This window comes from Paraburkholderia sp. BR10937, assembly GCF_040965695.1.
GTDB lineage: Bacteria > Pseudomonadota > Gammaproteobacteria > Burkholderiales > Burkholderiaceae > Paraburkholderia.
The window spans coordinates 36,128-59,549 of the sequence record NZ_JBFRCL010000055.1 but is presented as its reverse complement, the minus strand read 5'-3'; the positions used below and the strand labels follow the sequence as shown (position 1 = coordinate 59,549).

Below are 23,422 nucleotides of genomic sequence, written 5' to 3'. Positions count from 1 at the left end.
GTTGAAATACAGCCCGAGCAGGATCGACACCGGCGGCGGAATCTCCGCGCCCGACTCGAACCGGCTGCCGCGCGACTGCGTCACGCCGAAACGCGCCCAGAAGCGGCGCTGGCTTTCTTTCTTCTTCCGATACGCAATGATCAGGACGCGGTCGACGACCGAGGACAGATCCCCGGGGGACGACATGGTATTCGCACCCGAGTGTCATTGATTGCCCATAAGTTCCATGATGACTCTCGCTGTCAGATATGCCTGATGAGTGACTGCCGCGGAAGTGATTCTCCTTAAGAGGCCCTATCTGCGCACCTACCTATCTAGATAGGTGTTTTTTTATATTCATAACGCATAGCTTTCGAACCGTACTGCCGCGCTTCCACACAAATCGGGAGAGTTGTCATGCAAGCTGCGATACGGATCGGACTGAGACAGGACTTCGACAACGAGGACATCAATGAGATGTACCGGCTACGCGCGCGCGTGTTCCGCGACCGCCTGGGCTGGGACATTCCCACCATCGCGGGGATGGAAATCGACGGCTACGACGCGCTCGGGCCCCATTACATGCTGATTCAGGACGGTGCGGGCCACGTGCGCGGCTGCTGGCGCCTGATGCCCACCGAAGGCCCCAACATGCTGCGCGACACCTTCCCGCAACTGCTGCAGGGCAAGGCTGCGCCTACGTCCCGCAACATCTGGGAACTGAGCCGCTTCGCCATCGAGTCGGGCAACGACCAGGCGTTCGGCTTCGCCGATGTGACCATGAGCGCGATGCGCGCGGTCGTCTCGTTCGCCGACCGGGCGGGCATCAACAGCTATGTGACGGTCACCATGACGCCGATGGAGCGCCTGCTGCGCCGCACGGGCATCGAGCTGACGCGACTCGGCGCGCCGATGCGCATTGGCGTGGAAAATGCCGTCGCGCTGGAAATCGCGATGAGCCAGCAAACACACCACGCGCTGTTCGGGGCGATGGCCCACGCCGCCTGAAGGCGACGCCGCGCAGGGACAAATACGCGCTGGCCAGGTGTTGCCGCCTTGCTCGCTCAGCCAGGCATGCGTTGTTTTTGTCAGACAAATATAACCCGAAAACCTGCGCCGACTGCCTACACCCGAACGCTAAGCGCCCTAATCGGCCTTGACCTCGTCGGCGCGCACTTCCGCACTTTTCGGCGCCGCCGAGGCGCTGCGGCTGAAGCGGATGTGGGAAATCCGCCCCACGCACAGGGCCGCCACGAGCGCCGCGCAGCCCGTCAGGCCGATCCCCAGATGGATCGCGTCCACCAGTACGTGGCGCACCGCATCGATCAGCGCCGCGCCGTCGAGCCCCGCCGCCTTCATCTGCGCGACGAGGCCCTCGCGCAGCGACGGGTCGATCAGCACGCGCGGATCGGCGAGCTGGGGTTGCCAGCGCTGTTGCAGCGGCGCGCCGATGACCGCCAGCGCGTCCCCCACTCCGGCCGCATAGCGATGGTTGACGATGGTCGCCACGACACTGGTGCCGAGCATGCCGCCTACCATGCGCGTGGATTGCAGCAAGGCGGTCGTGATGCCGAAACGCTCCCGCCCGGCAATCTCCTGGCCGAAGATATTCAGGTTGTTGAGGATGAAGCCGAGCCCGATACCCACCGCCGACATCGCCAGCTCGAGCCAGAGGTGAGCCGTGTGCCGGGACGCGAAGGCAAGACCGGCGGAAGCCGCGGCCAGCAGGCTGAAGCCGACGGTGAGAATCGTCGTGGGCTTGCGCAGCCGGATCACGATGCGCGTGTTGATCAGGCTGCCTAGCGCGATACAGGCGGCGATCGGCGTGGCGAGCAGGCCCGCCTCCTGGGGCGACAGCCCGAAACCGCCCTGCAGCAGGAGCGGCGCGAAAAAGATCAGCGAGAACATCACGAAGCCCGAAAGCGTCGAGAGCGTGAACAACGTGACGAGCTGCGGGTCGCGAAACAGGTCGAGCGGGATGATCGGGTGCGTCGCGCGGCGCTCGCAGGCCAGCAGCGTCGCCGCGCCGGCGAGTACCGCCAGCGCGAGCATGCCGTTGCCGGCCGTCAGGCCGCTCTTGGGTACCGCCTCGATCAGGGTCTGGAAGCCGCCCAGCACCAGTGCGACGAGCGCGGCGCCCGTCCAGTCGATGCGCACCTCGCCGGTACGCGCCGGCTGGTAGCGCGGCAGATGCGCCCAGATGAAATAAAGTGCAAGCGCGCCCACCGGCAGATTGACGAGAAAGGTCGAGCGCCAGCCAAAGTGCTCGCTGAGCCAGCCGCCCAGCGAAGGCCCCGCCGCCGTGCCGATGCCGTAGGCGGCCGCCATGACGACCTGCCAGCGCACCCGCGCGCGCGGGTCGGGGAAGAGATCGGGAATCGAGGCGAACGCCGTGCCCACCATCATCCCGCCGCCAACGCCCTGCAGCGCCCGCGCCGCCGCCAGAAAACGCATGTCGGTCGCGAGCCCGCACAGCACGGAGGCCACCGTAAACACGATCACCGCGGCGATTACGAAGCGCTTGCGGCCAAAGTAGTCGCCGAGCCGGCCGAACACGGGCACCGTCACGACCGAGGCCAGCAGGTAGGCGCTCGCGATCCACGCGTAGAACTCGAAACCGTGCAGTTCGGCGACGATCGAGGGCAAAGCGGTGCTGACGACGGTTTGATCGAGTGCGACGAGCATGTTGACGAGGCCGATGCCGAGCATGGCCAGCAGCGCGTCGCGAAACGGCAGGTGAGCGGAGGAAGGTTTCACGGAAGGGGAAGACTGCGCGGAGCGAAAAAGAGGCAACGATAGCGGTATGCCGGTGCGCGTGCAACATAACGACATAGCAAACGAAACCAGACGGCGCTGTGGTATTCCGACGCAACCCACTTGATCTTCCTTCCTGCACCTTCCACATTTCATACAGTCCGGCTGCGTGTTTACCTGCGATCCATTAAGCTTCTCGCCAGTCACGACACGCCGCGCCCGCCTCGCCGCAGCATCGCCCGGGGCCGCGCGATTCTCGATCCCACTCAAAGAGGAGGTCTTATGTACACACGCATCCTTGTCGCCGTCGACGGCAGCGCCACCTCGCGCCGCGCCTTCGAAGCCGCGCTCGACCTGGCAAAGGCAATGGGCGCGACGCTGCAGCCGTATTACGTGATCGAGAACACGCCCATGTATTTCGACGCGCCCGGCTACGACCCGTCGATCCTGCGCAACCAGATGATCGCGCAGGGCAACGAACTCGCGGAAGAAATGGACAAGGCAATGGGCGAGCGTGGCGTGCAAGGCGCCATGGTCACGGGCGAAGCGTCCTCGCTCGACGACGTGCCGACGCTCGTGCTCAATGCCGCGAAGACCGCGGGCGCCGACCTGATCGTGATGGGCACGCACGGCCGCCGGGGCTTCCAGCGCCTCATCCTCGGCAGCGTTGCCGAGCGGTGCGTGCGGCAGTCCACGCTGCCTGTCCTCCTGATCCCGTCGGCCGCCGGAAATGCCGGGCAGTAGTCGCATGGAAAGCAGGCCGTTTTGCGTCTTATTGGAAAGTCGCTTGCGCGCCGTCAGACGCCGCGCGAGCGGCTTCTGACAAGCCTCAAAACGATTCATCTTAAATGCGCGTCGCTTTGCCACTAATCTGAGATTCGACCCCGGTAGACAATGCCTGGACAGAAATCAAAGGAGCATTGTCCATGCTGAACCATACCGTCACGTCTCAAACCACCGTGCGCCGCAGCAATCGCGCGCCCCTGACGACGGCGCCGCGCACGTCCACGCGCTGTTCGGTGTGCGCCATGCGGCACCTGTGCATGCCCCAGGGCCTCACGCTCGACGACCTGCCAAAGCTCGAAGCCTTGATCTGCTCCGCGCGCAGTGTGCGGCGCGGCGAAGCCCTCTATCGGGCCGGCGACACATTCGACAACCTCTACGTCGCGCGCTCCGGCTCGCTCAAGACGGTCATGGCGCACCGCGACGGCCGCGAGCAGGTCACCGGCCTGCGTCTGGCCGGCGACCCGCTCGGCCTCGACGGCATCAGCACCGGCTTCCACACCTGCAGCGCCGTGGCGCTCGAAGACAGCTCGGTCTGCCTCATCCCCTACTCGGCCCTCAAGCATTTGTGCCGCGAAACCGGCGCCATGCAGGACCGGCTGCACCGCCTCATGAGCGAGCAGCTGATCCGCGAATCGTCGCAAATGATGGTGCTCGGCTCGCTCTCCGCCGACGAACGCGTCGCCGCGTTCCTGCTCGACGTTTCCGAACGCAACGGCCAGCGCGGCTATTCGCATGCGGAGTTCAACCTGCGCATGACCCGTGAGGACATGGGCAGCTATCTCGGCATGACGCTCGAAACGGTGAGCCGCACCCTGTCGAGATTTCAAAAGCGCGGCCTGATCGACGCACAGGGCAAGCTGATCCGTATTATCGATATCGAAGGTCTGCGGCATCTGTAATTCGCGGCAAACCCCGGGCGGGCGGCGCGCCCGGGGTGCCGGCGCCGCACCTCACTGGCGCGGCAACGCGTTGGCACAACTCCTGCGCAGGGTTAAAGTTCCGTACTACGCCCACGCAAGGAGAATGGCCGAAATGCATCTCCCGCAATCCCCCACGCTCGCGGCCCGCCTCGAAGCGGCGCGCGGCGCCAGCGACGCGCTCTTCAACGTCGTCAAACCCGAGTTTCTGTACGAGCGGCCCATTCGCGAGCGCCACCGTATCGTGTTCTATATCGGTCATCTGGAAGCATTTGACCGTAACCTCTTCGACAAGCGCCTGTTCGACTTGCCCTCCGCCGATGCGCGCCTCGACCAGCTGTTCGCGTTCGGGATCGATCCTGTCGATGGCGGCCTGCCGACCGACGTGCGCGCCGACTGGCCCGACCTCGCCGAAGTCCTGGCCTACGGACGCGATGCACGCAGCCGCATCGACGCGCAGCTCTCGACGCTCGACCTGCCGCCCGATGCCTCGAATCACGACACGCCGGGGCAGTTGCTGAACGTCGCGATCGAACATCGGCTCATGCACGTCGAAACGCTCGCCTACATGCTCCACCAGCTGCCGTTCGAGCAAAAGCAGGCGCCCGCCGCGACGGGCGAGCGCGCCGACCCGCTCCGTACGGTCAAGGCCGGAACGGTGCCGGTGCCCGCGGGCCGCACGGAACTCGGCATGACCGCCGAGCGTGGCCTGTTCGGCTGGGACAACGAGTTCGGTGAGCAGCAGGTCGACGTGCCGGCCTTCGAGATCGACCGCTACATGGTGACGAACGGCGCGTTTCTCGAATTCATCGAGGACGGCGGCTACGACAAGCGCGAACTCTGGAACGACGCAGACTGGGCCTGGAAGGAAAGCGCACGCGTGGCGCACCCCGTGTTCTGGTCGCGCGGCCCCGAAGGCTGGACGCTGCGCACGATGTTCGAAGACATCGCATTGCCGCTTGCGTGGCCCGTGTATGTGAGCCACGCCGAGGCCAGTGCCTTTGCGCGCTGGCGCGGCATGGCACTGCCGAGCGAGGCGCAGTGGCAGCGCGCGGCGCACGGCGCACTGCCCGGCCGCAGCGACAACTTCGATTTCCGCGACTGGAACCCGGTGGCCGTCGACGCCACGCCGGACAGCGCCAGCACGTGGGGCGTGGAAGGCCTGTACGGCAACGGCTGGGAATGGACCTCTACGCTCTTTGGTCCGCTGCCGGGCTTCAAGGCGTTCCCGTTCTACGAAGGGTATTCGGCGAACTTCTTCGACGGTCAGCACTACGCAATGAAAGGCGGCTCGCCGCGCACGGCCCAGTGCATGTTGCGGCCAACGTTCCGCAACTGGTTTCAACCGCGTTATCAGTATGTTTATGCGGGATTTCGCTGCGTGCGCAACTGACAAGTTAAGCGATAGTTGAAGCAAAAACTCACTATCGCTTGAAAACCAACCGTCCGGCGGATAGCTACGCCTTGTGCGATGCACGCGACGCAGCGAGCTTTGCCTTGGTCAATCGCTGTACCATGTGACGTTCCCTGCACCTGATATGCGCAACTGCCATTGCGGCAGTCGTCATTCGGGACACCGGTATTCAACCTCCGTCTTGCGGCATTGCGGAATCCATCGCGGCGAACACTGGCCTGGAAACCACGTCCCCGGCGTCGCCGCCCGCGTTAGCCCCGGGCGCGCGATTTCGCCGCTCAACGCTGTCCGGATGCAGCACGTCGAGGATTGTCCGCCCCCTTTCCGTCAGGTGCGCGCGCCGCCTGCCCGCGGAGCCGTGTTCCAGCATCACCAGTTGGCGTTCGAGGAGCGCGTCGAGTTCGGCGCGGTTCATGTCGAGCTGGTCCGGTGCCTGGCGAACCAGCATCAGGGTTGCAAATTCGTGTGGACTGAGCATTGACGTCTCCCGTCAAGAATGGAGCCGTGTCTTCACCCGGATGATTCTGGTCGCCTCGTATTTGCGAAGCGTCCCGCATCGATTGCACGGATGGCGTACTCGACCGTCTCCCGATGTGCGTCGTCCGCGCTCGCCCAGCGCTGTGCGACGCAAGGCAGATGCCAGTCCTCGACTGTCTGCTCGCCGTGCCGGATACGCACAATGGCCACGTATCTGCCTGATCCCTGCGGGAGGACGCAGTGCCGCACAGCAATTGCGCTGGTTTCGATCGCGAAGCCCTTCCAGTTCTGATTGCGTGTATCGTCCATGGTTGTCTGAGCGCATGTGCCGAAACGGCGCGGACCCGGCGGCCCGCGCCGCACGACCGGAAACATTCCTGTGCATATGCCTAACGCTGCTTCGACGGTTCGCCGCGCACATCTGCGGAGATGTCGTTGCGCGCCGCACCCGTAGCCAGTTCAGTGTTGTCGTTCATGATGTCCTCCGTGGTCTCATGGTTCACGCCGCGCTCACTGCACGGTGACCGCGCGCGGCTTCGATGCCTCTGATCGTCCGACGCTGATGGTCAGGCAACCATTTGCGTAGCGCGCATTGACGTTCCCGGGATCCGCGTGCTGAGGCAGCTCGATGACGCGCCGGAACGCCCCCATGAAGCGTTCGCTGGCGTACACGCGTGTATCGTCACCCGCTTGCCGCTCCGACGGCCTGCGTTCGCCACTGATCGTCAGCAGTCCCTTGTCAATCGAGACGTCGATCGCCGCCGGGTCGAGCCCCGGTGCAAACGCAACGATCTCGACACGGTCGTCGGTACTGCCGATGTTGATGAGCGGAAACGTCTCGCTGCGCGTGGCGCGCAGGCTTGTGGGAAAGGCTGGAAAGAGGCTGGCCATCTGCCGTTGCAGGCGGTCGAATTCGCCCAGCAGATCGGTGCTGAAGAAGGGATCGCTCATGACTGGCTCCTGGAAAACCGGGGCCGACACGGAGGACGAATGGAACCACGCGCTCCAGTCCGCATGTCCGTGGGAAACCCCGCCGACAAACAAATCGAAACACGCAGCGCTTATCGCGACTGCCTGAGCGATGAATAAAATAGCGCGTGGAACGGAGATTTCAAGAGGCCCCGCAGCATCTCGAGAGCGACGTTTCATGGCCGATGGTGACAGGCATCGGGAACAGTGCCCGAACGCGTGCGCACGCCGCTGCGTCCCGTGGCCGCTGCGGCGCGCATCCCCGGTTTGATATGGGCCGTACTGGATTCGAACCAGTGACCAACGGATTAAAAGTCCGCTGCTCTACCAGCTGAGCTAACGACCCGGTCGACTTTTATCCTTGCCGTCACAGCGCTTTCGCGTGCTTGTCCTAACCGATATCGATCGTCCGGCTGACGGACGGCGCCGGTTCCATTTTCGGAATGGTCAACGTGAGAACACCATTGTCGAACTTAGCCAGAGCGCGCCCTGGATCGGCGTATTCCGGCATAGGAATCGTGCGCACGAAGCGCCCGTGGGCACGCTCCAGCCTGTAGCAGCCGTTCTCCTCACTGTGTACGTCCTGCTTCTTCTCACCTCGGAGCACGATCGCGCCGTCCTCCACGCTCACTTTCACGTCTTGGCGCTCCATTCCGGGGAGCTCGGCAGTCACACGCAGCACCGGTCCTTCATCGACGACATCGATACGCGGCTGGAAGCGCGATGAACTGAAGTCGCCAAACCACCGGTCGAGTGCGACGCGACCTGTAAGCGGGTCAAGAAAAAACTCCTCCACGGCGCGCCATGGTTCGCGGGTGAACAGCCGCGCAATGTCGGGCAAGGACGCGCGCAATGGTTCGCTTTCGCTCGCCGGCGGCGTTTCCGGGCCTTGTGCATCGGACTTGCGGGAGGCTGCTCGAAGGAACTTGAAGTGATTCCACCTTTTCGGATCAGGACTCATCGTATCCTCCACGATGTACTGGAAGGACAACCGGATTGCATCGATTGCGCCAAACGCGCCTGGCAACTTCACGGCCTGTTAAGGGCAGTCATAAGTCTTGGCGCGTCTACCTGAGCGATGCATAAAATAGCTCAAGGAACGGAAATTTCAAGTGGCCCTTGCAAGATGCCACGGGAGGCTTCATGGACCTTTTCGACAGACTTCAGGAACAGGCCGAAAGCGTGCGCCTGCCCCTCTTCGCGGTCACCGTCAGCGCCGCTGCGCAGGTCAATACGCCGCTCGTCGCGATACTTCACTGGCACGGTTTCCGGCGCGCGACGCCGCTCATGCTGCCCGGCGTGGAGATACCGGCGCGGCCAGTCCCCTGCACCGCCATCCAGATTGAGGCGCCGTGGCAGAGCGTCGAAGCCGTCGACGCCATGCTGCTCGACGCGGCCTGGCAGTTCGGTGCGTGGGAGGTCGAGCGCATAGAGCGGCGCGGGTGCAATACGATCGGCGCCGGCGCTGCTGAAGCGCTCGCCTGCCGCCAGGCGTTTGGCGACTACGGAAGCGACATCCCGCCCGACGAGGCACTCATTGACGGTGCGAATGACCGCGATGGCCTGATGCGACTGGCCGCGCGACGCGGCTACGTGCGGTGGCTCTTCCGACCGGTGAAGAGTGGCGTGTGGCGGGCGCTTGACGAAACCGACGACACCCTGGATGCGGACGGCAGTCGGCCGCCGCCCTGCCCCGTGGAGCCCCAGCCGTGCAGCGCGCGCAAGCGCGCCCTCGGACGTACGGTCTACCGCCTTGGGACCGTCCGCCGTATCCTTTTGCCGCGTTGAAATATTTTGTTACATTTGCGATTCACACTCCCTCTTGAACTAATACATTGAACTCCGCCTCGATCCGCCGGGAACCCAGCTCGGTCGCCATCCAGGCGAATGCGACGATCGCAGACGCCAATGCATCGATGTCCGCGCGCGGGCGTCCGCGGTATCCGTTAAGCAGGGGAAACGTCTTCAGCTCCTGGATCAGCTCGAGTGCCTCTTCGTGCGAGAGACCGCATTCGGAATCGGGCATGCGCATCGAGGTGTCCTTGACCAGCTCGGCCGTGACCCCGCCCATGCCGGGAAGCACGGCTGTACCGAGCGGTTCGCGGTGGAGGCCCAGAATCAGTTCGACGCCTCCCGTCACTATCTCCTGGACCAGAAAAATCTGCACAGGCAGGTCAGTCAGGTTGACAAGGGCGGTTACCGTGACCCGGGCACCCGCTGCCCCGGCAGGAAGCCGCCATCGAAGCCAGACAGCGCAGGAAAGCTGGTCGATTTGCCGGGCGCGGCGAGGCCGCCAGCATTGCTCTGTGTGGTTCGCAGCCCCGGGGCCAGAAACAGGAATTTCCACCCGTCATAGGTCTCCGCGCCCTCGAAATCCTCGTATTGCCGCGGAAATCCCGCGCGCTTGATCGTGGCCTCCTCTGACGGGCTGAAGACACCATAGAAGCGATCGCCCTGCAGCATGGGCACCCAGTCGTTCTTGCCCGTGACCGGATCCGGATAGGCAAAACGCAGATGATGCAGGGGCTTGGGAAACCGCCTGTCGTCGAGCAGTTCATCGACCGATGCGGGATAAGCCCGGCCGACGCGGTAGTACCGCAGGATCGCGAGCCGGTACTGGTTGCCGGCGAACAGCAGTTGCTTTTCCTGCTCGCGGCGGCGTTGCAGTGACCACACGTCGAGCGCCCCCGCCAAGGCAATCGACATCAGCATCAGCGCAATCAGGAGCGTCAACAGCACGAGCCCGCACGCACGCGCGGCACGCGGCCGCGAGCGTCGCCGCGCCCGCGCTTTCGCGCGCGAGGCCACGCGCGGCGTGCCGGCCGCGCGGCTCATTTGGGGCTCCCATCCGCGCGCGGCGGTGCTCCCTGAGGCGCGCTCGCCGGCGCCACGTCGTAGACGCCCGGCTTGTTTTCGTCCGGCGAAGCGATCACCGCCCATTTGTCGTCGCCATTGACCGGATCGACCGGGACGGCGCGCAAGTAATGCTTCGCCACCAGTTCGTCGAGCGTCTCGGGATACTGGCCATTGTCTCCGTAGTACTGATCGATCGCATTGCGCATCACCGCGACGTTCTGCTGCCTGACCTGCTCCTTGCCGCGTTCGATGCTGTGCATGTAGCGCGGCACCGCGATGGTCAGAAGCAGGCCGATGATGGCCATCACGACGACCAGTTCGATCAGCGTGAAGCCGCGGGCCTTGTGCGTGCGAGCGGGTTTCATGATGCACCGTCACCATTGTTTGTACGGGATGCCGTTAATGCCGACGCGTTCGGATTTCGACGACACGTCGAACACGTCCTTGCCAGCCTGTTCGCTGCTCATGCCCGGGTCGCCGCCCGCTGCCGGATCCGGCGGCTCTCCATAAGAGCGCACGCGCCAAGTATCCTCGGCGAGCGTGTCCGGGTCGCCGCTAAAGAAAGGATCGCGCGGCACGTGACGCAGGAACATCAGCAGTCCGCCTTTCGGGTCTCTCGCGTTCTTCACGCCCGTCACGAGCACGCTCAACGTCGGCGGATAGCCGGACGCTTCCGCATCCTTGTCGATGAGACCGGTATCGCTCGCCTCCTTGTAGGCGTCGAGCGCGGTACGGATCTCGCGCAATGCGTCGCTCAGCTGCAGCTCCTTCTGACGCTGCACCAGCAGCTCCGAAAACGGCATGATTGCGAGCGCGAGAATACCGACGAGAGCGAGCGTGATCACCATCTCGATCAGCGTAAATCCACGCTGATCGAGATGGCGTGCGGCGCGCAAGCGTATCGTGCTCGTTCCGGTAGCCACGGCTCAGTACCCACCCTCGACCGGGCGAAGCGGGTTATCGCTCGGCATCGTGCCAGGCGGCATCGTCAGCATCGGCGGCGGTGCGGGGGGCGCAGGCGCTGCGGGCGGTGGCGCGGGCGGCGGTGCCGCGGCGGCCGCCGCTTCGCCGCCCGCCTGCTCCGCGGCCGTTGGTTCGGCTGGTGCCGGCGCCGCGCCCTGGCCGGACTGCGGCGCGGGAGCCGCTTGCGGCGTGGGCGTTCGCGAGAAGCGTCCGCCGTACGGTTCGGGCGGTGGCGTCGTGCGCGGCGCCGGGGCCATCTGTCCGAACGCGCCGTTCGAAGGCGACGGCAGCGCGGGGTACGCCTCGGCGCCGCCTCGCGACGACGCGCCGCCAACCGTGCCGCCGCCGACCATGCCCGGCACCGGCTTCACCGCAGGCGCCACGGACGTTGCCGCGTTCGCCACGACGGGGTCCAGCCGCAGCTGATCGGCGTGCACATTGACGTCGGTGCCCGACCACAATTCCTGCGTATCCGCATCGGCGGCAAGCTGCGGCCGGACGATGTGCGGTGTGATCTGCAACACGATCTCCGTCTTGACGTGGTCGCCCTGGTGGTTGGAGAACAGCCTCCCCAGCACCGGCAACTGCCCGAGACCGGGCACCTTGTTGGCATTCCTGCGGTCTTCGTCCGAGATGAGGCCGCCGAGAATCTGGGTTTCGCCATCGCGCAGGCGCAGACTCGTCGAGGCGCTGCGCGTTCCGATCTGATAGGCGAGCGAATTCAGGCCGTTCGAATTGCTGCTCGAAATCGTATTCGTGATGTTGCTGACTTCGAGATTCAGCTGGATGCCGACGTCGCCATCGCGATAGACGCGTGGCTGCACCTCGAGCTTGATGCCGACGTCGAGGTACTGAATCATTTGCGTATAAGACGGGCCGCTCGTGCTCGGCGTGCTGGAACTCGAAATCACCGGCACCTTATCGCCAATCATGATGCGCGCCTTCTCGTTGTTGCGCGTCCTGATGCGCGGGCTCGCGAGCAGGTTCGCGTCGGTATCGGTGAGCTTGAAGTTCGCCGTGGCCGAGAGGCTGCTGACATTCAGCTCATTGATCGTCAAATGATGCAGCAGGCCCCATGTCGTCGCGGTGCTCGGGGTCGACATCGTGAACGAGTTGGGCCAGTCGATACCCAGATCGGTGAGGCGCTCGTGCGACACTTCCAGCACCTCGACTTCCATCATCACCTCGGGATCCGGCAAATCCTGCGCGGCGATCATCTCCTCGGCCACCTTGATCGTGTCGGGTGTGCCGCGAACCGTCACGGTATTCGCGCGCTCGTCGATCACGACTTCCTTGACCTTCAGAATGCTCTTGAGCAACTGCTGGATCTGCTTGGCGTCGACGTTCGACAACTGGAACGTGCGCACCTTGAGCTCCTGATATTCGAGCTGCTTGGCGGGCGTGGCGGGATAAATGAACAACGTGTTCGCGTTGAGTTGCTTCTTGTCGAGCTGATTCTGCATGAGGATCATGTCGACCGTGTCCTGCACCGACGCGTTCGTCACGAAGATTGTCGTCTTCAGATCGGCGCGGACGTCGCGGTCGAAGATCACGTTCAATCCGGTGGTGCGCGACAACGCCTCGAACACCATGCGCACGTTCGCGTCGCGAAACTGCAGCGTCACGGGCTTCTGCATGATCGACGAAGCCGCCAGCCTGTCGTCGCGATCCGCCCGCTGCTGACTGAGTTTGGCGTTGAGTTCCGTCTGCATCTGCTGCGCGAGGGTATTGGTCGGGTTCTGCACCAGTACGCGGTGCACCCGCTCGGCCGCCTGCGCGTACGCGCCGCGCTTCATCATGCGTTCGGCCTCCTGCAGGATGGCCAGATCCTTGCGGTCCTGATCGATCTGCAAGCCGATCTTGCGGATGCGCTCGTTGGTCGGATCGATGTCGTACGCCTGGAAGAGATTGCGGATCGCTTCGTCGAACTGATAGTTCTTGCGGTACTGATCGGCCTGGTCGAGCAGCGTGTTGACCTGGGCGTTGCGCTGGTTCAGATAGTCGACTTTCGCCTGGGCATCGGTCGGATCGTCATGAACGTTCGGGACGTGCATGCAGCCGCTAAAGGCGAGCACGGACACGGCGATGGCAAGCGCGCGTCGTCTCGCGGCCTGCATCGCGTCCGGGCACGGAACAGGGAACCGGATGACTGGCGAGAGGCGTGTTGCCGGGCCGCTGTCTCCTTCACGGCCCGCACCCCGTGTGCGTGAGGTTTTCATTTACTTGTCCTCTCGTGGAATGGCGACCACCTGTCTTTCGTGCAGCGGCAAATAGGTCAGCACGACGTCCGACTCCGACACCGACTCGACACGGTACTGGTTGTCGATCACGTCGCCCGGCGACACGATCAGCAACTGGTCTCCGTTGCTGAGAAAGACTTGCGGCTTCGCCGCCCTGGCATCGAACTGCCCCACGTAGGCGAACGGCACGGGAGGCGCGGTGGGCGGCGGAGGCTGCACCGGCGCGGCCGGCACTTCGACGGGCGGCGGCGGAAGCCACGAAGACGCCGTGAAGGGATCGTGGGCCGATTCGAGGGAAAGCGGCGCGCGCAACGAGACGAGCTTCGCATGGGCCGCCGACGTTGCCGAGGCCTGCGCCGCAGACGCCGTCGCCGCTCCCGCGGCGTGCGCGGCCGCGTCGGACGCGTGCGTGTGGCGCCTGGCATCCGGCCGCGCGTGCGTATCGGTACGATGCGGGCTGTCGAGCGCGGCGACCTGCGCCGGCATCTGGCGTGCCGCGACCAGCACGCGATACCCTGCCCCGGCGGCCGCGATTGCGCAAATCACCAGCAGCACACGCATGGGCAGAGCGGGTTTCATGGCTGGGCACTCCGGTAAATCAGTTCGAAGCGCACCCGCGCATCGAGAATATTGCCGTCCACCGCGGGACGTTCCACATGAATTTCCCGCAGCGCTGCATTCGGCACGTTATTGAGCACCAACGCGAGGAAATGCCGGATCGCGCTGTACTGATCCTTGACGGGCAGCATCACCTGATAGCGCGTGAAGCGCGCTCCCGCATCCGTGCTCACCTGGTACTCGGCAGACCCGAGTGTCAGGTTGCTGCCGCGCGCCTGCTCGAATATGGACGCGATATCATCCGCACTCTGCGAAAAGTGCGGGAACAGTTCCGGCAGGGCCTCGAGCGCTACGGCATCGACTTGAGCATCGTGCTTGCCGACTGCATGGCGAGTCTTTGCCGCCTCGACGACATGGGCCGGGGCCTGCATCTCTTTCGTATCGGCTTCCACGCTCGCAATCTCGACACACATGAGGGCCGCGGCGCCAATCATCAGGACGCCGATTAATCCGGCCAGGCCGAACAGACGCCGCAGCTCGAATCGCAGTGTCAGCAGCCTGTCGCGCAACGGATCCGCATTCATGACTTCCTCCAGACGGCGGTGATCTGGAAACGAACCGGCTTGCCCGGCACGTTGTTCTCGACCAGATGATCGTTGAGTACCGCTTCGCGCAGCAGCACGCTCGTCTGCAAATACTTCAGGTACGCAATCATCGCATCGGTATTCTTCGCCTCGGCGGTGATACGAATCTGGCTCTGCGCAGGGTTCTGGTCGATGCCGATCAGCGCGACGTCATGGTCCGGATAATCTTCCACGATCGAAAAGAGGTCCTGCCACGGTACGGTCAGTTCGCGCAGGATCGACAGGCTCTGCTTTTCCGCCAGCCTGGCAGCCGGTGTGAGCGGCGGCGTTACCGCGTGTCGCTGCGCGAACGTCCGGTGCCGTACGGCGTCGAGTTGCGCCTGCACATGATCGTTCTCGGCATAGGCACGCCAGAGCCGCGCGCCGCATCCGAGCAGCAGCACAACGGCAACGCACAGCAGGATCAGGCCGCTCGTCCCGCTGCGCGCGCGCCGCCTGCCGAAGTCGATATCGAGGACCTGGATCATTGCGCATACTCCATCAGCCGGCGCGCGGGCGAGCTGTCCGTCGCCGGCTGTGCCGGCCGTATCGCTGCCGCAAAACGCGCTTCGAACGGCGCCGGGTCCGTGTCGTTGCCGAACAGATAGATCGTGCAGTCCGCCCGCTTGAGGCCCGCTCGCGTCGCCGAGCGTTCGAACAGCTGCTCGGCCAGTTCGGCAAGCCGGGACGCATTGGCCGCATCGCCGGGAAACAGGCGCTGCGCATCGTAGGCGGCCCAGCCGCGCCGCTCGATCATGACGGCCTGCATCGACTCCTCGGCGACGAACATCAGCAGTGCGTCGCCGCCCGCCGCCACGTCGATGCAATTGAGCATTTCGGGCAAACCCAGTTTCAGGCGCGCAATCCGCAGATGTCCGGACGCACCGACTTCATGAATGCCGTCATGAAGCGCGCGGGACATGGCGCTCGCAAACAGCGCACGGCCGCCCTGCTGCACGCAGAAGCGCACCAGCAGCGTCGCGCCGTCGATCCCGTAGGTGTCGGTGAAATGGGCCAGCGCGACTTCTTCGAGTTCGCGCGCTCGCAGCGTGCGAAAGTCGCCGCGCAATATCGCGTGGATGCCCCAGAAGTCGTCCAGCACGACGTGTGCGTTGCGCGTCGCCGGCTTCGCCTCGCGGGGAGCCGGTTCATCGGCATCGCCGGCTTCGGCGCCGAGCGCCGCGCGCAGCGCGTCGAGCAAGCCCGTCTCCGTGCCGTACTGGTCATCGGGGATCGTGAAGCTGGCCGGCTCCGCAGGCGGCAGGTGCTTGCGCGGGCGCCAGAGTCCGGGCGCGCGTACGCCGACGACGATCTCGCGCGTGCCGACTCCGATCGCAACCGGACTATTCGACCATCGTGACACGATTGATCTCCTCGAGAGTCGTTTCGCCGCGCTTCACCAGATCGATTGCGGCGACGCGCAGTTTCTGCATGCCGTAGCGCATCGCCGCGGCCTTGATGTGACCGAGCGGCGCGCGCTCCGACAGCAGTTGCCGCAACTCGTCGTTCATGCGCAGGGCCTCGGCGATCGCACGCCGTCCGCGATAGCCGCTGCCGCGGCATGCGCCGCAGCCGGCGCCGCGGCGAAAGAGGTAGCTGCCCGCCGCGTCCGGGTCGATGCCCGAGCGGATGAGCGTTTCGGTATCCACCCGGTCTTCGGTCACGCAGTCCGGGCAGCATTGCCGCAACAGGCGCTGCGCCACCACGCCATTGAGTGCCGAGACGAAGCTGTACGGGTCGACCTCCATGTTGGTGAAACGGCCGATCACGTCAAACACGTTGTTCGCGTGCACGGTCGTGAACACCTGGTGCCCGGTCAATGCGGCCTGCACGGCAATCTGCGCCGTTTCCGGATCGCGGATTTCCCCGACCATGATCTTGTCCGGGTCGTGCCGCAGAATCGAGCGCAGTCCGCGGGCGAACGTGAGCCCTTTCGCCTCGTTGACCGGGATCTGCAGGATTTCGCCCAGCTGGTATTCGACCGGATCCTCGATCGTCACGATCTTCTCGAGACCGTTGTTGATTTCCGTGAGAATCGCGTAGAGCGTCGTCGTCTTGCCGCTGCCGGTCGGACCCGTGACGAGCAGCATGCCGTACGGCATCGACGCGAGCTTGCGCATGAAGCGCGTATCGGCCTCCTGAAAGCCGAGTGCCTCGAGCGTCAGGCCGCCCGCCGACTGCGAAAGCTGATAGCGGTCGAGAATCCGCAGCACCGCGTCCTCGCCGAACTGGTTCGGCATGATCGACACGCGGAAGTCGATCTCACGCCCCGCGTACTGCGCCTTGAAACGGCCATCCTGCGGCACGCGCCGCTCGGCGATGTCGAGCTCGGAGATCACCTTCACGCGCGAGAGCACCTGGTCAGCGACGTCGCGGCCCTCGGCACGGCCGACCACGGCGAGCACGCCGTCCACGCGGCACTTGATCATCAGCCCGTTCGCGCGGCATTCGAGGTGAATGTCGCTCGCCATCATCTTGAGCGCGTCGTAGATCGTCGAGTTGAGCAGTCTGACCACCGGACTGTCGTCGCTGCTGATGCCCTGCAGCGTCAACGCCAGCGAGGCCGGATCGACCGTGTTCTGGATCGGGTCGTCGAACGCGAGGGAGTCCATCGCGCGCACGTCCTTTTCGCGCACGGTCAGATACGCGTTGATGTCTCCCGCGCTCGCGAGCGCCCAGCTATACGGCACGCCCGGCTGCGCGCGCATCCGGTGCTCGACCCAGCCGCGCGTGCGCGCATCGAGCGGATCGGCGATCGCGAATAACCGCGCGTGACTGGCATCGGGATCGTGAAAGCACACGCACAGGCGAGTCGTCGCTTCGACGAACGAAATCACTTCGAAGTCCGGTTCGAGCCGATTCAGCTCGCGCATGGCGATCGACTTCATGCGGAACAGCGCGGCCAGCTGCACGCGCAGTTCTTCCGCGCTCAGCGAGGTTTGCGCCATCAACTCCTCGAGCGCGCGAATGCCGGAACCATGCCGCTCGCCGAGCGCTCTCAGTGCGTCGCGCAGGTCTGCGCGCGCTTCGGCTGGTGTGCCATCCGGCTGGGCAATGAGGGTATCCACGCGCTTCCCCAATTCGGTTTACTGAATGCTCGAGGCAATTTCGAAGATCGGCATGTACATCAGCACGACGATCCCGCCTATCACCACGCCGATGAAGATCATCATGGCGGGCTCGATCAAGCGCGAAATCAGATCGATCGTGCGCGATACCTGCGCCTCCTGGAACGCCGCGATGCGGTCGAGCACGGGGCCGAGACCGCCCGTCTTCTCCGCGACCGTCAACAGGCGGTACGCGATCGCGTTGGCGAGCCCCGCCTCCTGAAACGCGTCCGAGACCTTTGCGCCGTTGCGCACCTGGTGCAGTGCGCCCGCGAGCGCCGTCTGGTCCGCTCGTCCGACCAGGCCCTGCGCGAGGTCGAAGGCCTTCACGGCGGGAATGCCGCCGTCGACGAGCATGGCCGTCGTGCGATAGAACTGCGACTGGCGAAAAACGCGAAAGTGTTGCCCGATACCGGGCAGCGCCAGCATGCGGTCGGCGATCCAGTTGCGCACGAACGGACGGCGCAATGCGAAGCCCGTCGCCACGGCCAGCACCGCGACGCTCACGGACAGCCCGGCCCCGTGCGCGTGCACCAACCCGCCCCAGGCCATCAGCATGCGCGACAGCAGCGGCAGCTCGCGCCCGCTGTGTTCGAGCAGGCTCGCGAAGCGCGGCACCACGAAACCGAGCAGGAACAGGACGACCGCCGCGCCGACGAACAGCAGGACGGTCGGATAGATCGCCGCGGACACCACGCGCGCACGGAGTTCGTGGAGCGTCGCGCTGTTGCGCGAGTAGCGCGTGAGACTGTCGGCGAGGCCGCCGGTCTGCTCGCTCGCCTTCACGCACGCAACCAGCACCAGCGGAAAGATATGACTCGCGTGCTCGAGCGCCGCGGACAGCGAGTGCCCCTCTTCGAGCTGGCGCAGGAGGTCGCGATACACTTGCGCCGACGCCTCGCGGCGCTCGTTGCCGCCAAGCGTGCGCAACGCGTCGACGACACCCACGCCCGCATCGAGCAGCGCGGCGAGCTCGCGCGCAAAGAGTTCGACGTTGAACCGGCCGCCGGGAAGCCCCAGCCGGTTCGCACGTTGCCGGCGCCGACCGCCCTCGGCGCGCACCGAGACGACGCGCAGACCGCGGGAACGCGCGAGTGCCGTGGCCGCCGCGGGCGTTTCGCTGTCGATGCGAAGCGTCTGGACCGAGCCATTCGTATCGAAGACACGCAGCACGTACTTCACGTCGACTCTCCTTGCAGACAACCCACCGGCGGCGCGGCGACCGCGCCGCGCGCCCCTACCACGACGAGATCGTGACGTTCTCGCCCGTGCCGTCACCGCGTCCGTTCTTGCCGAGCGAAAACAGGTCGTAGTCGCCGTGGTCGCCGGGCGAACGATACTGATACGGTCGATCCCACGGATCCACGGGCACCGCCTTCTGCAGATACGGCCCGCTCCAGCGCGTCGCGTTCTGCGGCTTCTCCACGAGCGCCTCCAGGCCTTCTTCGGTCGTGGGATAGGCACCGACGTCGAGCCGGTATTGATCGAGCGCCTGGCCGAGCGACACGATCTGCGCACGTGCGATCTTGACGTTCGACTTGCCGACCTGTTCGAAATATCGGGGCGCAACGAGACCGGCCAGCAAGCCGATGATGACCATCACGACGAGCAGTTCGAGCAGCGTGAAGCCGCGGCGCGCATACGTGCGTGCCGGTGCCGCACAACCGGCGCAACGCCGTGGCGCCTCTGACTCGGGCATCCGCACACCGCGTTGGATAGAGGTCGATTCGCTATGCACGGCTCCCCCCTGTATCGACTCACCGCTTCAGCGCCGCTGAAGCCGTTGAATGCATTCTTGTTCAGGTCGATACGGGCAAGAAGTAGGGAGTGCCGTCCAAAGACATGGGTAAAGACCCTCCAGTTGCATGCTCCCGTCTGGAGGGATTTCACACATGCTCGTCGTCGGGCAACGACAGCACGCCCATGTCGATCGCAATGCGCACGAGGCCGTTCAGGTTCCTGATGCCGAGCTTGCGCATCAGGTTCGCGCGATGCTTTTCGATGGTCTTGGGGCTGAGACTCAGGCACTCGCCGACCTGACGGTTGGTGTGCCCTTCGACCACGAGCCGCAACACCGTGCGTTCGCGGCCCGTCAACGCGTTCCAGAGCCGCGCCTTGTGGGCGAAGTCCTCCTGCGATCCGTGCGCCCCGCCGCTGATCCGGTTGGCGCCGGCCGCGGGCTTGCCCTGCATCACGAAGCGCATTTCCCGCACCAGTTGATCGAACGACGCGTCCTTGACCACGTAGCCGTCGGCGCCCGCGGCGAACGCCTCCCGCACATGGTCTTCGCTCCAGTGAACGGTAAGGACGATGATCCGGACGCGCTGAAACTCGCGCTTGATCGCGGTGATCGCTTCGAAGCCGCTGCCGCCGGGCATCGTCAGATCCATCAGGATCAGGTCGGGCAGCGTCTCTCTCGCGAGGCGATGGGCTTCGAGCCCGCCGCTCGCCTCGCCGACGACGCAGCAGTCGTCCAGTTCGGAAACCATGCGGCAAAGGCCGCTGCGCAATAAATGCTGGTCCTCGGCAATCAGCACACGATGTCTTTTTTCCAATTTCGTCGCTCCTTGCGGGACGCTGCAGGCCTAGTTGGAAGCGACGACATCGTGATAGGCGGCGAGCAGCTCCGACGGCGTGGCAAAGCCGTCGATACGCAGCCAGGGCTTGCCCGGCGCCGCGCGCAGGAAGGCAACCGGCGTGTGATTCATCTTGTCGCCCCGATAGACGTTGAACGCGCGCTGCGCCGCGATGCTCGCCTCGACCGTGCCGGTATAGTGCTGCCACTCGGGGCCGGCTTCGAACCTGGCGGCATAGGCCTTCAGACGCGCAGGTGTGTCCTCTTCCGGATCGATCGAGATCGAGACGATATGGACCTTGTCCCGGTCGCTGCCCAGATCGTTCTGAAATTGCTCGAGCGTCTGGCTGGTCATCGGGCAGATCGTCGTGCAGGTGGTATAGATGAAGGTCACGATCACCGGACGGCCATCGTTCAACTCGTCGACGAGCGAAACGGTCTTGCCGTCATCGCGCACGAGGTCGACCGAGGGCAGCGTGTATTGCTCGGTCGTGCGCGTCGTCATGCCCGCCATCATGTGATGATGCATGTGAGGATCGGCAGCGGCGTCGTCGGCCGGTGCGCTCCATGCCGCGGTTGCCGCGAGTGCGATGCCCGCCAGCACCCCGAGCCTTAATTTTGCAGTCCTGTTCATACCGGTCTCCAGAAATGAGGAGAAAGGTCGCTTCTCGCGATGCGCAGGTCGCGGCGCTTTCACTCCCTTGCGAGCCCAGTGTCATGAATTTGCCAACGAGCGTCATGGGTGGAGGGACCCCAAACGACGGTAGGGTATGCCCGCTTGATGGAAAACCCGCACCGTGCAATGGGGGTGTCCCCACACTACGAGCCCACACATTCCCCGTTGCGGCTCGCATCGATCACGGCCTAAAATCCCGGTATTCTTACGATCGGATTATGTCGACGCATCGGGGAGCTCCAATGGATGCGATTCAGCCAGGGGGACCGCAGGTAAGATTGCTCGATCTGATCGACGCAATGCGCAAGCTTCGTAGTGCGGCCTGCGCCGGCCAAGCCGACGCCGGCGTCGTCACCGACGCACGTGGCGCGGCGCTCGCGATTCTCACGCCCGGTGGGACCTTCGTGTCGGCCAACCGCAGCGCGGCCGCACTGCTCGGCTATTCGAGCGCCGAACTCGTCGGCAAGGGCCTCGTCGACCTCGCGCCTGACGACGCTCGTGCCGCGTTGGCGCACGAATTGTCCGCCAGCGCAGTTCGCGAATTCCATTCCTTCAGCGCCGTGCTCAGCGGCAGGACCGGTCACCCGACACGGCTTGCACTGCATCAGCAATGGGTCCCTACGAAAGCGAGGAATTCGGTCGTCTTGCTGACGCTTTTCGAAGAACCGCTGATCATCGAACCCGGGTCTGGCAACCCCACCGAGCGGCTCGACGCAAGCGAGCGGTTATGCCAGATGTATCTGATGATAGGTCAGCAGAAAGAACGCCAGCGTCTCGCTTCGGAGTTGCACGACGGCCTCGGCCAGGCGCTCACCCTCGTCAAGCTGATGACCGAGGACGCGCTGATGCGCATCCGTCGCGGGCAGGTCGACGATGCGGTGCAGCTGCTCGATTCAACCGTATTCAGGATCCGCGAAACGATCGGCGACGTGCGGCAGATATGCGGCGAACTGAGGCCGCTCATGCTCGACAAACTGGGGCTGCCCGCGGCATTGGGTTCGCTGTGCCGGCGCATCGAACGCGGCACGGAGGCGATGTCGGTCGTGTTCGACTGCGATGTCGTCGATAAAGACGTGCCCGAACATCTGAAAGCAGACATGTTCAGAGTCGCTCAGGAGGCGCTGAACAACGCCGTCAAGCATGCCGAGGCGACCGAGATTTCCCTCAGCCTGCGCGGCGATGCGGCGCGTCTGGTGCTGACGATTCGGGACAACGGCATTGGCTACGAGAACCATCCATTCGCCACGGACGAAGCGTATACAACAGGATTGGGGCTCATCGGCATGCAGCATCGCGTAGAGATGCACGGTGGCGCGTTTTCGATCGAGTCCTCCGCGGCAACCGGGACCCTCGTCTGCGCGACCTGGACGCGCTAGCGCCGCCCTCGCCGCACTCAGGTTCCCGTCTCGCCCAGCCGGTATTCGGGCTCCTCGCCGCCGGGCCCCGAGCCCGGCGCCGGACCGGCGCGTTCCGGCAAATGCTCGTCGTTCACGTCCGGCTCGGCGCATTTGGCGGCGAGCGAGGTCAGCAAGCCCATGCTCATCGCTACGAGCACCAGTTCGGTCAGGTTGGCAATATGGAGCTTGTGCATCATGCTCGCGCGATACTTCTCGATCGTCTTCGGACTCAGGTTCAAGTATTGTCCTACCTGCCGGTTAGTGCGCCCTTCCGCGATCAGCTTCAGCACGCTGCGCTCGCGCGCCGTCAGCACGTCCCAGGCATGCTTCGGTGCGGGCGCTTCGCGGCCGCTGACGAACGAGTCGACCATATACCCGTAGACGTCCGCACTCAGATGCTTCTTGCCCTGCATGACCGAGTGCATCGCGACCAGCAGCTCTTCGAACGAGACGTCCTTCAGCACGTAGCCGTCGACGCCGGCACGCAGCGCTTCCCGCACGTACTCCTCGCTTTGATGCACCGTGAGCGCAATGATCCGGATGCCCGGCGAGCGCCGTTTGATTGTCGCGCTGGCGTCGATGCCGTTCATCCCCCGCATCGACAGATCCATCAGGATCAGATGAGGAGCGAGCGTCATTGCCTGCTGGCAGGCTTCCTTGCCATCCCGTGCTTCGCCGACGACGTCGTAGTCGGCTTGCGCACACAGCATCGAACGTAGACCATTTCGCAGCAGATCATGATCCTCTGCGATTACAACGCGACATATGGTATTCACGTCTTGTCTCCCAGTGCCAGTGCCCTCGGCCGTCATAACCGCATTAACGATTTGACGAAATTCTTCCCTTCCGTAAAGCTTTCACTCTTTACATTCGAATTCCTAACTGTTAGCTTTATGTTATTTTCGGGTTACTGTGTTTGCGCTTGCCCCCGCAAGGTTCACGCCACTTCGCGCAGAGCGAGCAACAGCGCGCATCTCCACTTTTCGAGGCATTTCGGCAGCGCATCGAACGCCGAAAAATGTTTCAAATTCGAACTCTTTTGGAATCTCCAGAAGATTAGCCATTGCAAGGGATAGCGGGAAATCCGTTCGCTTTTATCATTGGGTGAAAACTAATCGATATTTTTTGCAT

25 protein-coding genes, 1 tRNA gene and 2 pseudogenes are annotated in these 23,422 nt (G+C 64.3%); 6 read left to right on the top strand and 22 right to left on the bottom strand.

What is annotated here, in order from left to right:
- Positions 1-186: pseudogene (locus tag AB4Y44_RS33195) on the bottom strand (XRE family transcriptional regulator); the annotation flags it as partial.
- A gap of 210 nt (positions 187-396) precedes the next feature.
- Between AB4Y44_RS33195 and AB4Y44_RS33190 the strand changes: the two are divergent.
- A complete protein-coding gene (locus tag AB4Y44_RS33190) occupies positions 397-987 on the top strand; it encodes an acyl-homoserine-lactone synthase (RefSeq protein ID WP_368701908.1) in 591 nt (196 codons plus the stop codon).
- 138 nt (positions 988-1,125) lie between these two features.
- Here the strand turns inward: AB4Y44_RS33190 and AB4Y44_RS33185 are convergent, their stop codons facing one another.
- A complete protein-coding gene (locus AB4Y44_RS33185) occupies positions 1,126-2,688 on the bottom strand; it encodes an MFS transporter (RefSeq protein WP_368701913.1) in 1,563 nt (520 codons plus the stop codon).
- Between the two features lie 327 nt (positions 2,689-3,015).
- Between AB4Y44_RS33185 and AB4Y44_RS33180 the strand changes: the two genes are divergently transcribed.
- From AB4Y44_RS33180 to AB4Y44_RS33170, 3 genes are all read left to right on the top strand, one after another.
- Positions 3,016-3,477 carry a universal stress protein gene (locus AB4Y44_RS33180; protein WP_342924717.1) on the top strand — a complete coding sequence of 154 codons (462 nt, stop codon included), beginning with the start codon at positions 3,016-3,018 and terminating at the stop codon, positions 3,475-3,477.
- Between the two features lie 284 nt (positions 3,478-3,761).
- The gene (locus tag AB4Y44_RS33175) at positions 3,762-4,418 is read left to right on the top strand and encodes a helix-turn-helix domain-containing protein (protein ID WP_368701912.1); all 657 of its coding nucleotides are present in this window, start codon (positions 3,762-3,764) and stop codon (positions 4,416-4,418) included.
- A 133-nt stretch (positions 4,419-4,551) separates the two neighbouring features.
- Positions 4,552-5,829 (top strand): SUMF1/EgtB/PvdO family nonheme iron enzyme, encoded by a 1,278-nt coding sequence (locus tag AB4Y44_RS33170; RefSeq protein WP_342924716.1) that lies wholly within the window; start codon positions 4,552-4,554, stop codon positions 5,827-5,829.
- 190 nt (positions 5,830-6,019) lie between these two features.
- Here the strand turns inward: AB4Y44_RS33170 and AB4Y44_RS33165 are convergent, their stop codons facing one another.
- The 5 genes from AB4Y44_RS33165 to AB4Y44_RS33145 form a co-directional block, all read right to left on the bottom strand.
- Positions 6,020-6,328 carry a hypothetical protein gene (locus tag AB4Y44_RS33165; protein WP_368701907.1) on the bottom strand — a complete coding sequence of 103 codons (309 nt, stop codon included), beginning with the start codon at positions 6,326-6,328 and terminating at the stop codon, positions 6,020-6,022.
- Between the two features lie 32 nt (positions 6,329-6,360).
- Positions 6,361-6,636 (bottom strand): DUF6566 family protein, encoded by a 276-nt coding sequence (locus AB4Y44_RS33160; RefSeq protein WP_342924715.1) that lies wholly within the window; start codon positions 6,634-6,636, stop codon positions 6,361-6,363.
- A 201-nt stretch (positions 6,637-6,837) separates the two neighbouring features.
- A complete protein-coding gene (locus AB4Y44_RS33155; RefSeq protein ID WP_368701906.1) occupies positions 6,838-7,278 on the bottom strand; it encodes an Hsp20/alpha crystallin family protein in 441 nt (146 codons plus the stop codon).
- Between the two features lie 291 nt (positions 7,279-7,569).
- Positions 7,570-7,642 (bottom strand) — tRNA-Lys (locus AB4Y44_RS33150).
- A gap of 45 nt (positions 7,643-7,687) precedes the next feature.
- Complete coding sequence (locus AB4Y44_RS33145) at positions 7,688-8,257, bottom strand: Hsp20/alpha crystallin family protein (RefSeq protein WP_368701905.1); 570 nt, start codon at positions 8,255-8,257, stop codon at positions 7,688-7,690.
- A 182-nt stretch (positions 8,258-8,439) separates the two neighbouring features.
- Between AB4Y44_RS33145 and AB4Y44_RS33140 the strand changes: the two genes are divergently transcribed.
- Complete coding sequence (locus AB4Y44_RS33140) at positions 8,440-9,084, top strand: diguanylate cyclase (protein ID WP_342924712.1); 645 nt, start codon at positions 8,440-8,442, stop codon at positions 9,082-9,084.
- A 22-nt stretch (positions 9,085-9,106) separates the two neighbouring features.
- Here the strand turns inward: AB4Y44_RS33140 and AB4Y44_RS33135 are convergent.
- The 14 genes and pseudogenes from AB4Y44_RS33135 to AB4Y44_RS33070 all read right to left on the bottom strand — a co-directional run.
- Positions 9,107-9,460: pseudogene (locus tag AB4Y44_RS33135) on the bottom strand (acetate--CoA ligase family protein); the annotation flags it as partial.
- Positions 9,461-9,492: 32 nt separating this feature from the next.
- Positions 9,493-10,131 carry a type II secretion system protein gene (locus AB4Y44_RS33130; RefSeq protein WP_368701904.1) on the bottom strand — a complete coding sequence of 213 codons (639 nt, stop codon included), beginning with the start codon at positions 10,129-10,131 and terminating at the stop codon, positions 9,493-9,495.
- Entirely contained in the window at positions 10,128-10,517 is a 390-nt protein-coding gene (locus tag AB4Y44_RS33125) for a type II secretion system protein (RefSeq protein ID WP_342924710.1), read from the bottom strand. The genes AB4Y44_RS33130 and AB4Y44_RS33125 overlap by 4 nt, the downstream gene beginning before the upstream one ends.
- 9 nt (positions 10,518-10,526) lie before the next feature.
- Complete coding sequence (locus AB4Y44_RS33120; RefSeq protein ID WP_342924709.1) at positions 10,527-11,075, bottom strand: type II secretion system protein; 549 nt, start codon at positions 11,073-11,075, stop codon at positions 10,527-10,529.
- Between the two features lie 3 nt (positions 11,076-11,078).
- Positions 11,079-13,334, bottom strand: coding sequence for a secretin N-terminal domain-containing protein (locus AB4Y44_RS33115; protein ID WP_368701903.1), 2,256 nt, complete (start codon positions 13,332-13,334; stop codon positions 11,079-11,081).
- Entirely contained in the window at positions 13,335-13,934 is a 600-nt protein-coding gene (locus tag AB4Y44_RS33110; RefSeq protein ID WP_368701902.1) for a hypothetical protein, read from the bottom strand.
- Positions 13,931-14,497, bottom strand: coding sequence for a hypothetical protein (locus AB4Y44_RS33105; RefSeq protein ID WP_342924706.1), 567 nt, complete (start codon positions 14,495-14,497; stop codon positions 13,931-13,933). Before AB4Y44_RS33105 ends, AB4Y44_RS33110 begins: the two co-directional genes overlap by 4 nt.
- Positions 14,494-15,024: a hypothetical protein gene (locus AB4Y44_RS33100; protein ID WP_342924705.1), complete on the bottom strand. Its 531-nt coding sequence runs from the start codon at positions 15,022-15,024 to the stop codon at positions 14,494-14,496. The genes AB4Y44_RS33105 and AB4Y44_RS33100 overlap by 4 nt, the downstream gene beginning before the upstream one ends.
- Positions 15,021-15,899, bottom strand: coding sequence for a hypothetical protein (locus AB4Y44_RS33095; protein WP_368701901.1), 879 nt, complete (start codon positions 15,897-15,899; stop codon positions 15,021-15,023). The genes AB4Y44_RS33100 and AB4Y44_RS33095 overlap by 4 nt, the downstream gene beginning before the upstream one ends.
- A complete protein-coding gene (locus AB4Y44_RS33090) occupies positions 15,880-17,604 on the bottom strand; it encodes a GspE/PulE family protein (RefSeq protein ID WP_368701900.1) in 1,725 nt (574 codons plus the stop codon). The genes AB4Y44_RS33095 and AB4Y44_RS33090 overlap by 20 nt, the downstream gene beginning before the upstream one ends.
- Before the next feature lie 18 nt (positions 17,605-17,622).
- Complete coding sequence (locus AB4Y44_RS33085; RefSeq protein WP_368701899.1) at positions 17,623-18,825, bottom strand: type II secretion system F family protein; 1,203 nt, start codon at positions 18,823-18,825, stop codon at positions 17,623-17,625.
- A 55-nt stretch (positions 18,826-18,880) separates the two neighbouring features.
- Positions 18,881-19,342, bottom strand: coding sequence for a type II secretion system major pseudopilin GspG (gspG, locus tag AB4Y44_RS33080; RefSeq protein ID WP_342924701.1), 462 nt, complete (start codon positions 19,340-19,342; stop codon positions 18,881-18,883).
- A gap of 187 nt (positions 19,343-19,529) precedes the next feature.
- Complete coding sequence (locus tag AB4Y44_RS33075; protein WP_342924700.1) at positions 19,530-20,198, bottom strand: response regulator transcription factor; 669 nt, start codon at positions 20,196-20,198, stop codon at positions 19,530-19,532.
- Between the two features lie 30 nt (positions 20,199-20,228).
- On the bottom strand, positions 20,229-20,852 hold the full coding sequence (locus AB4Y44_RS33070) for an SCO family protein (protein ID WP_368692432.1): 624 nt from the start codon (positions 20,850-20,852) through the stop codon (positions 20,229-20,231).
- 83 nt (positions 20,853-20,935) lie between these two features.
- Here AB4Y44_RS33070 and AB4Y44_RS33065 point away from each other — a divergent pair, with 83 nt between their 5' ends.
- The gene (locus tag AB4Y44_RS33065; RefSeq protein ID WP_368701898.1) at positions 20,936-22,270 is read left to right on the top strand and encodes an ATP-binding protein; all 1,335 of its coding nucleotides are present in this window, start codon (positions 20,936-20,938) and stop codon (positions 22,268-22,270) included.
- Between the two features lie 17 nt (positions 22,271-22,287).
- On the opposite strand, the gene AB4Y44_RS33060 is transcribed toward AB4Y44_RS33065, so the two are convergent.
- Entirely contained in the window at positions 22,288-23,067 is a 780-nt protein-coding gene (locus AB4Y44_RS33060; RefSeq protein WP_342924697.1) for a response regulator transcription factor, read from the bottom strand.
- Between the last annotated feature and the right edge of the window lie 355 nt (positions 23,068-23,422).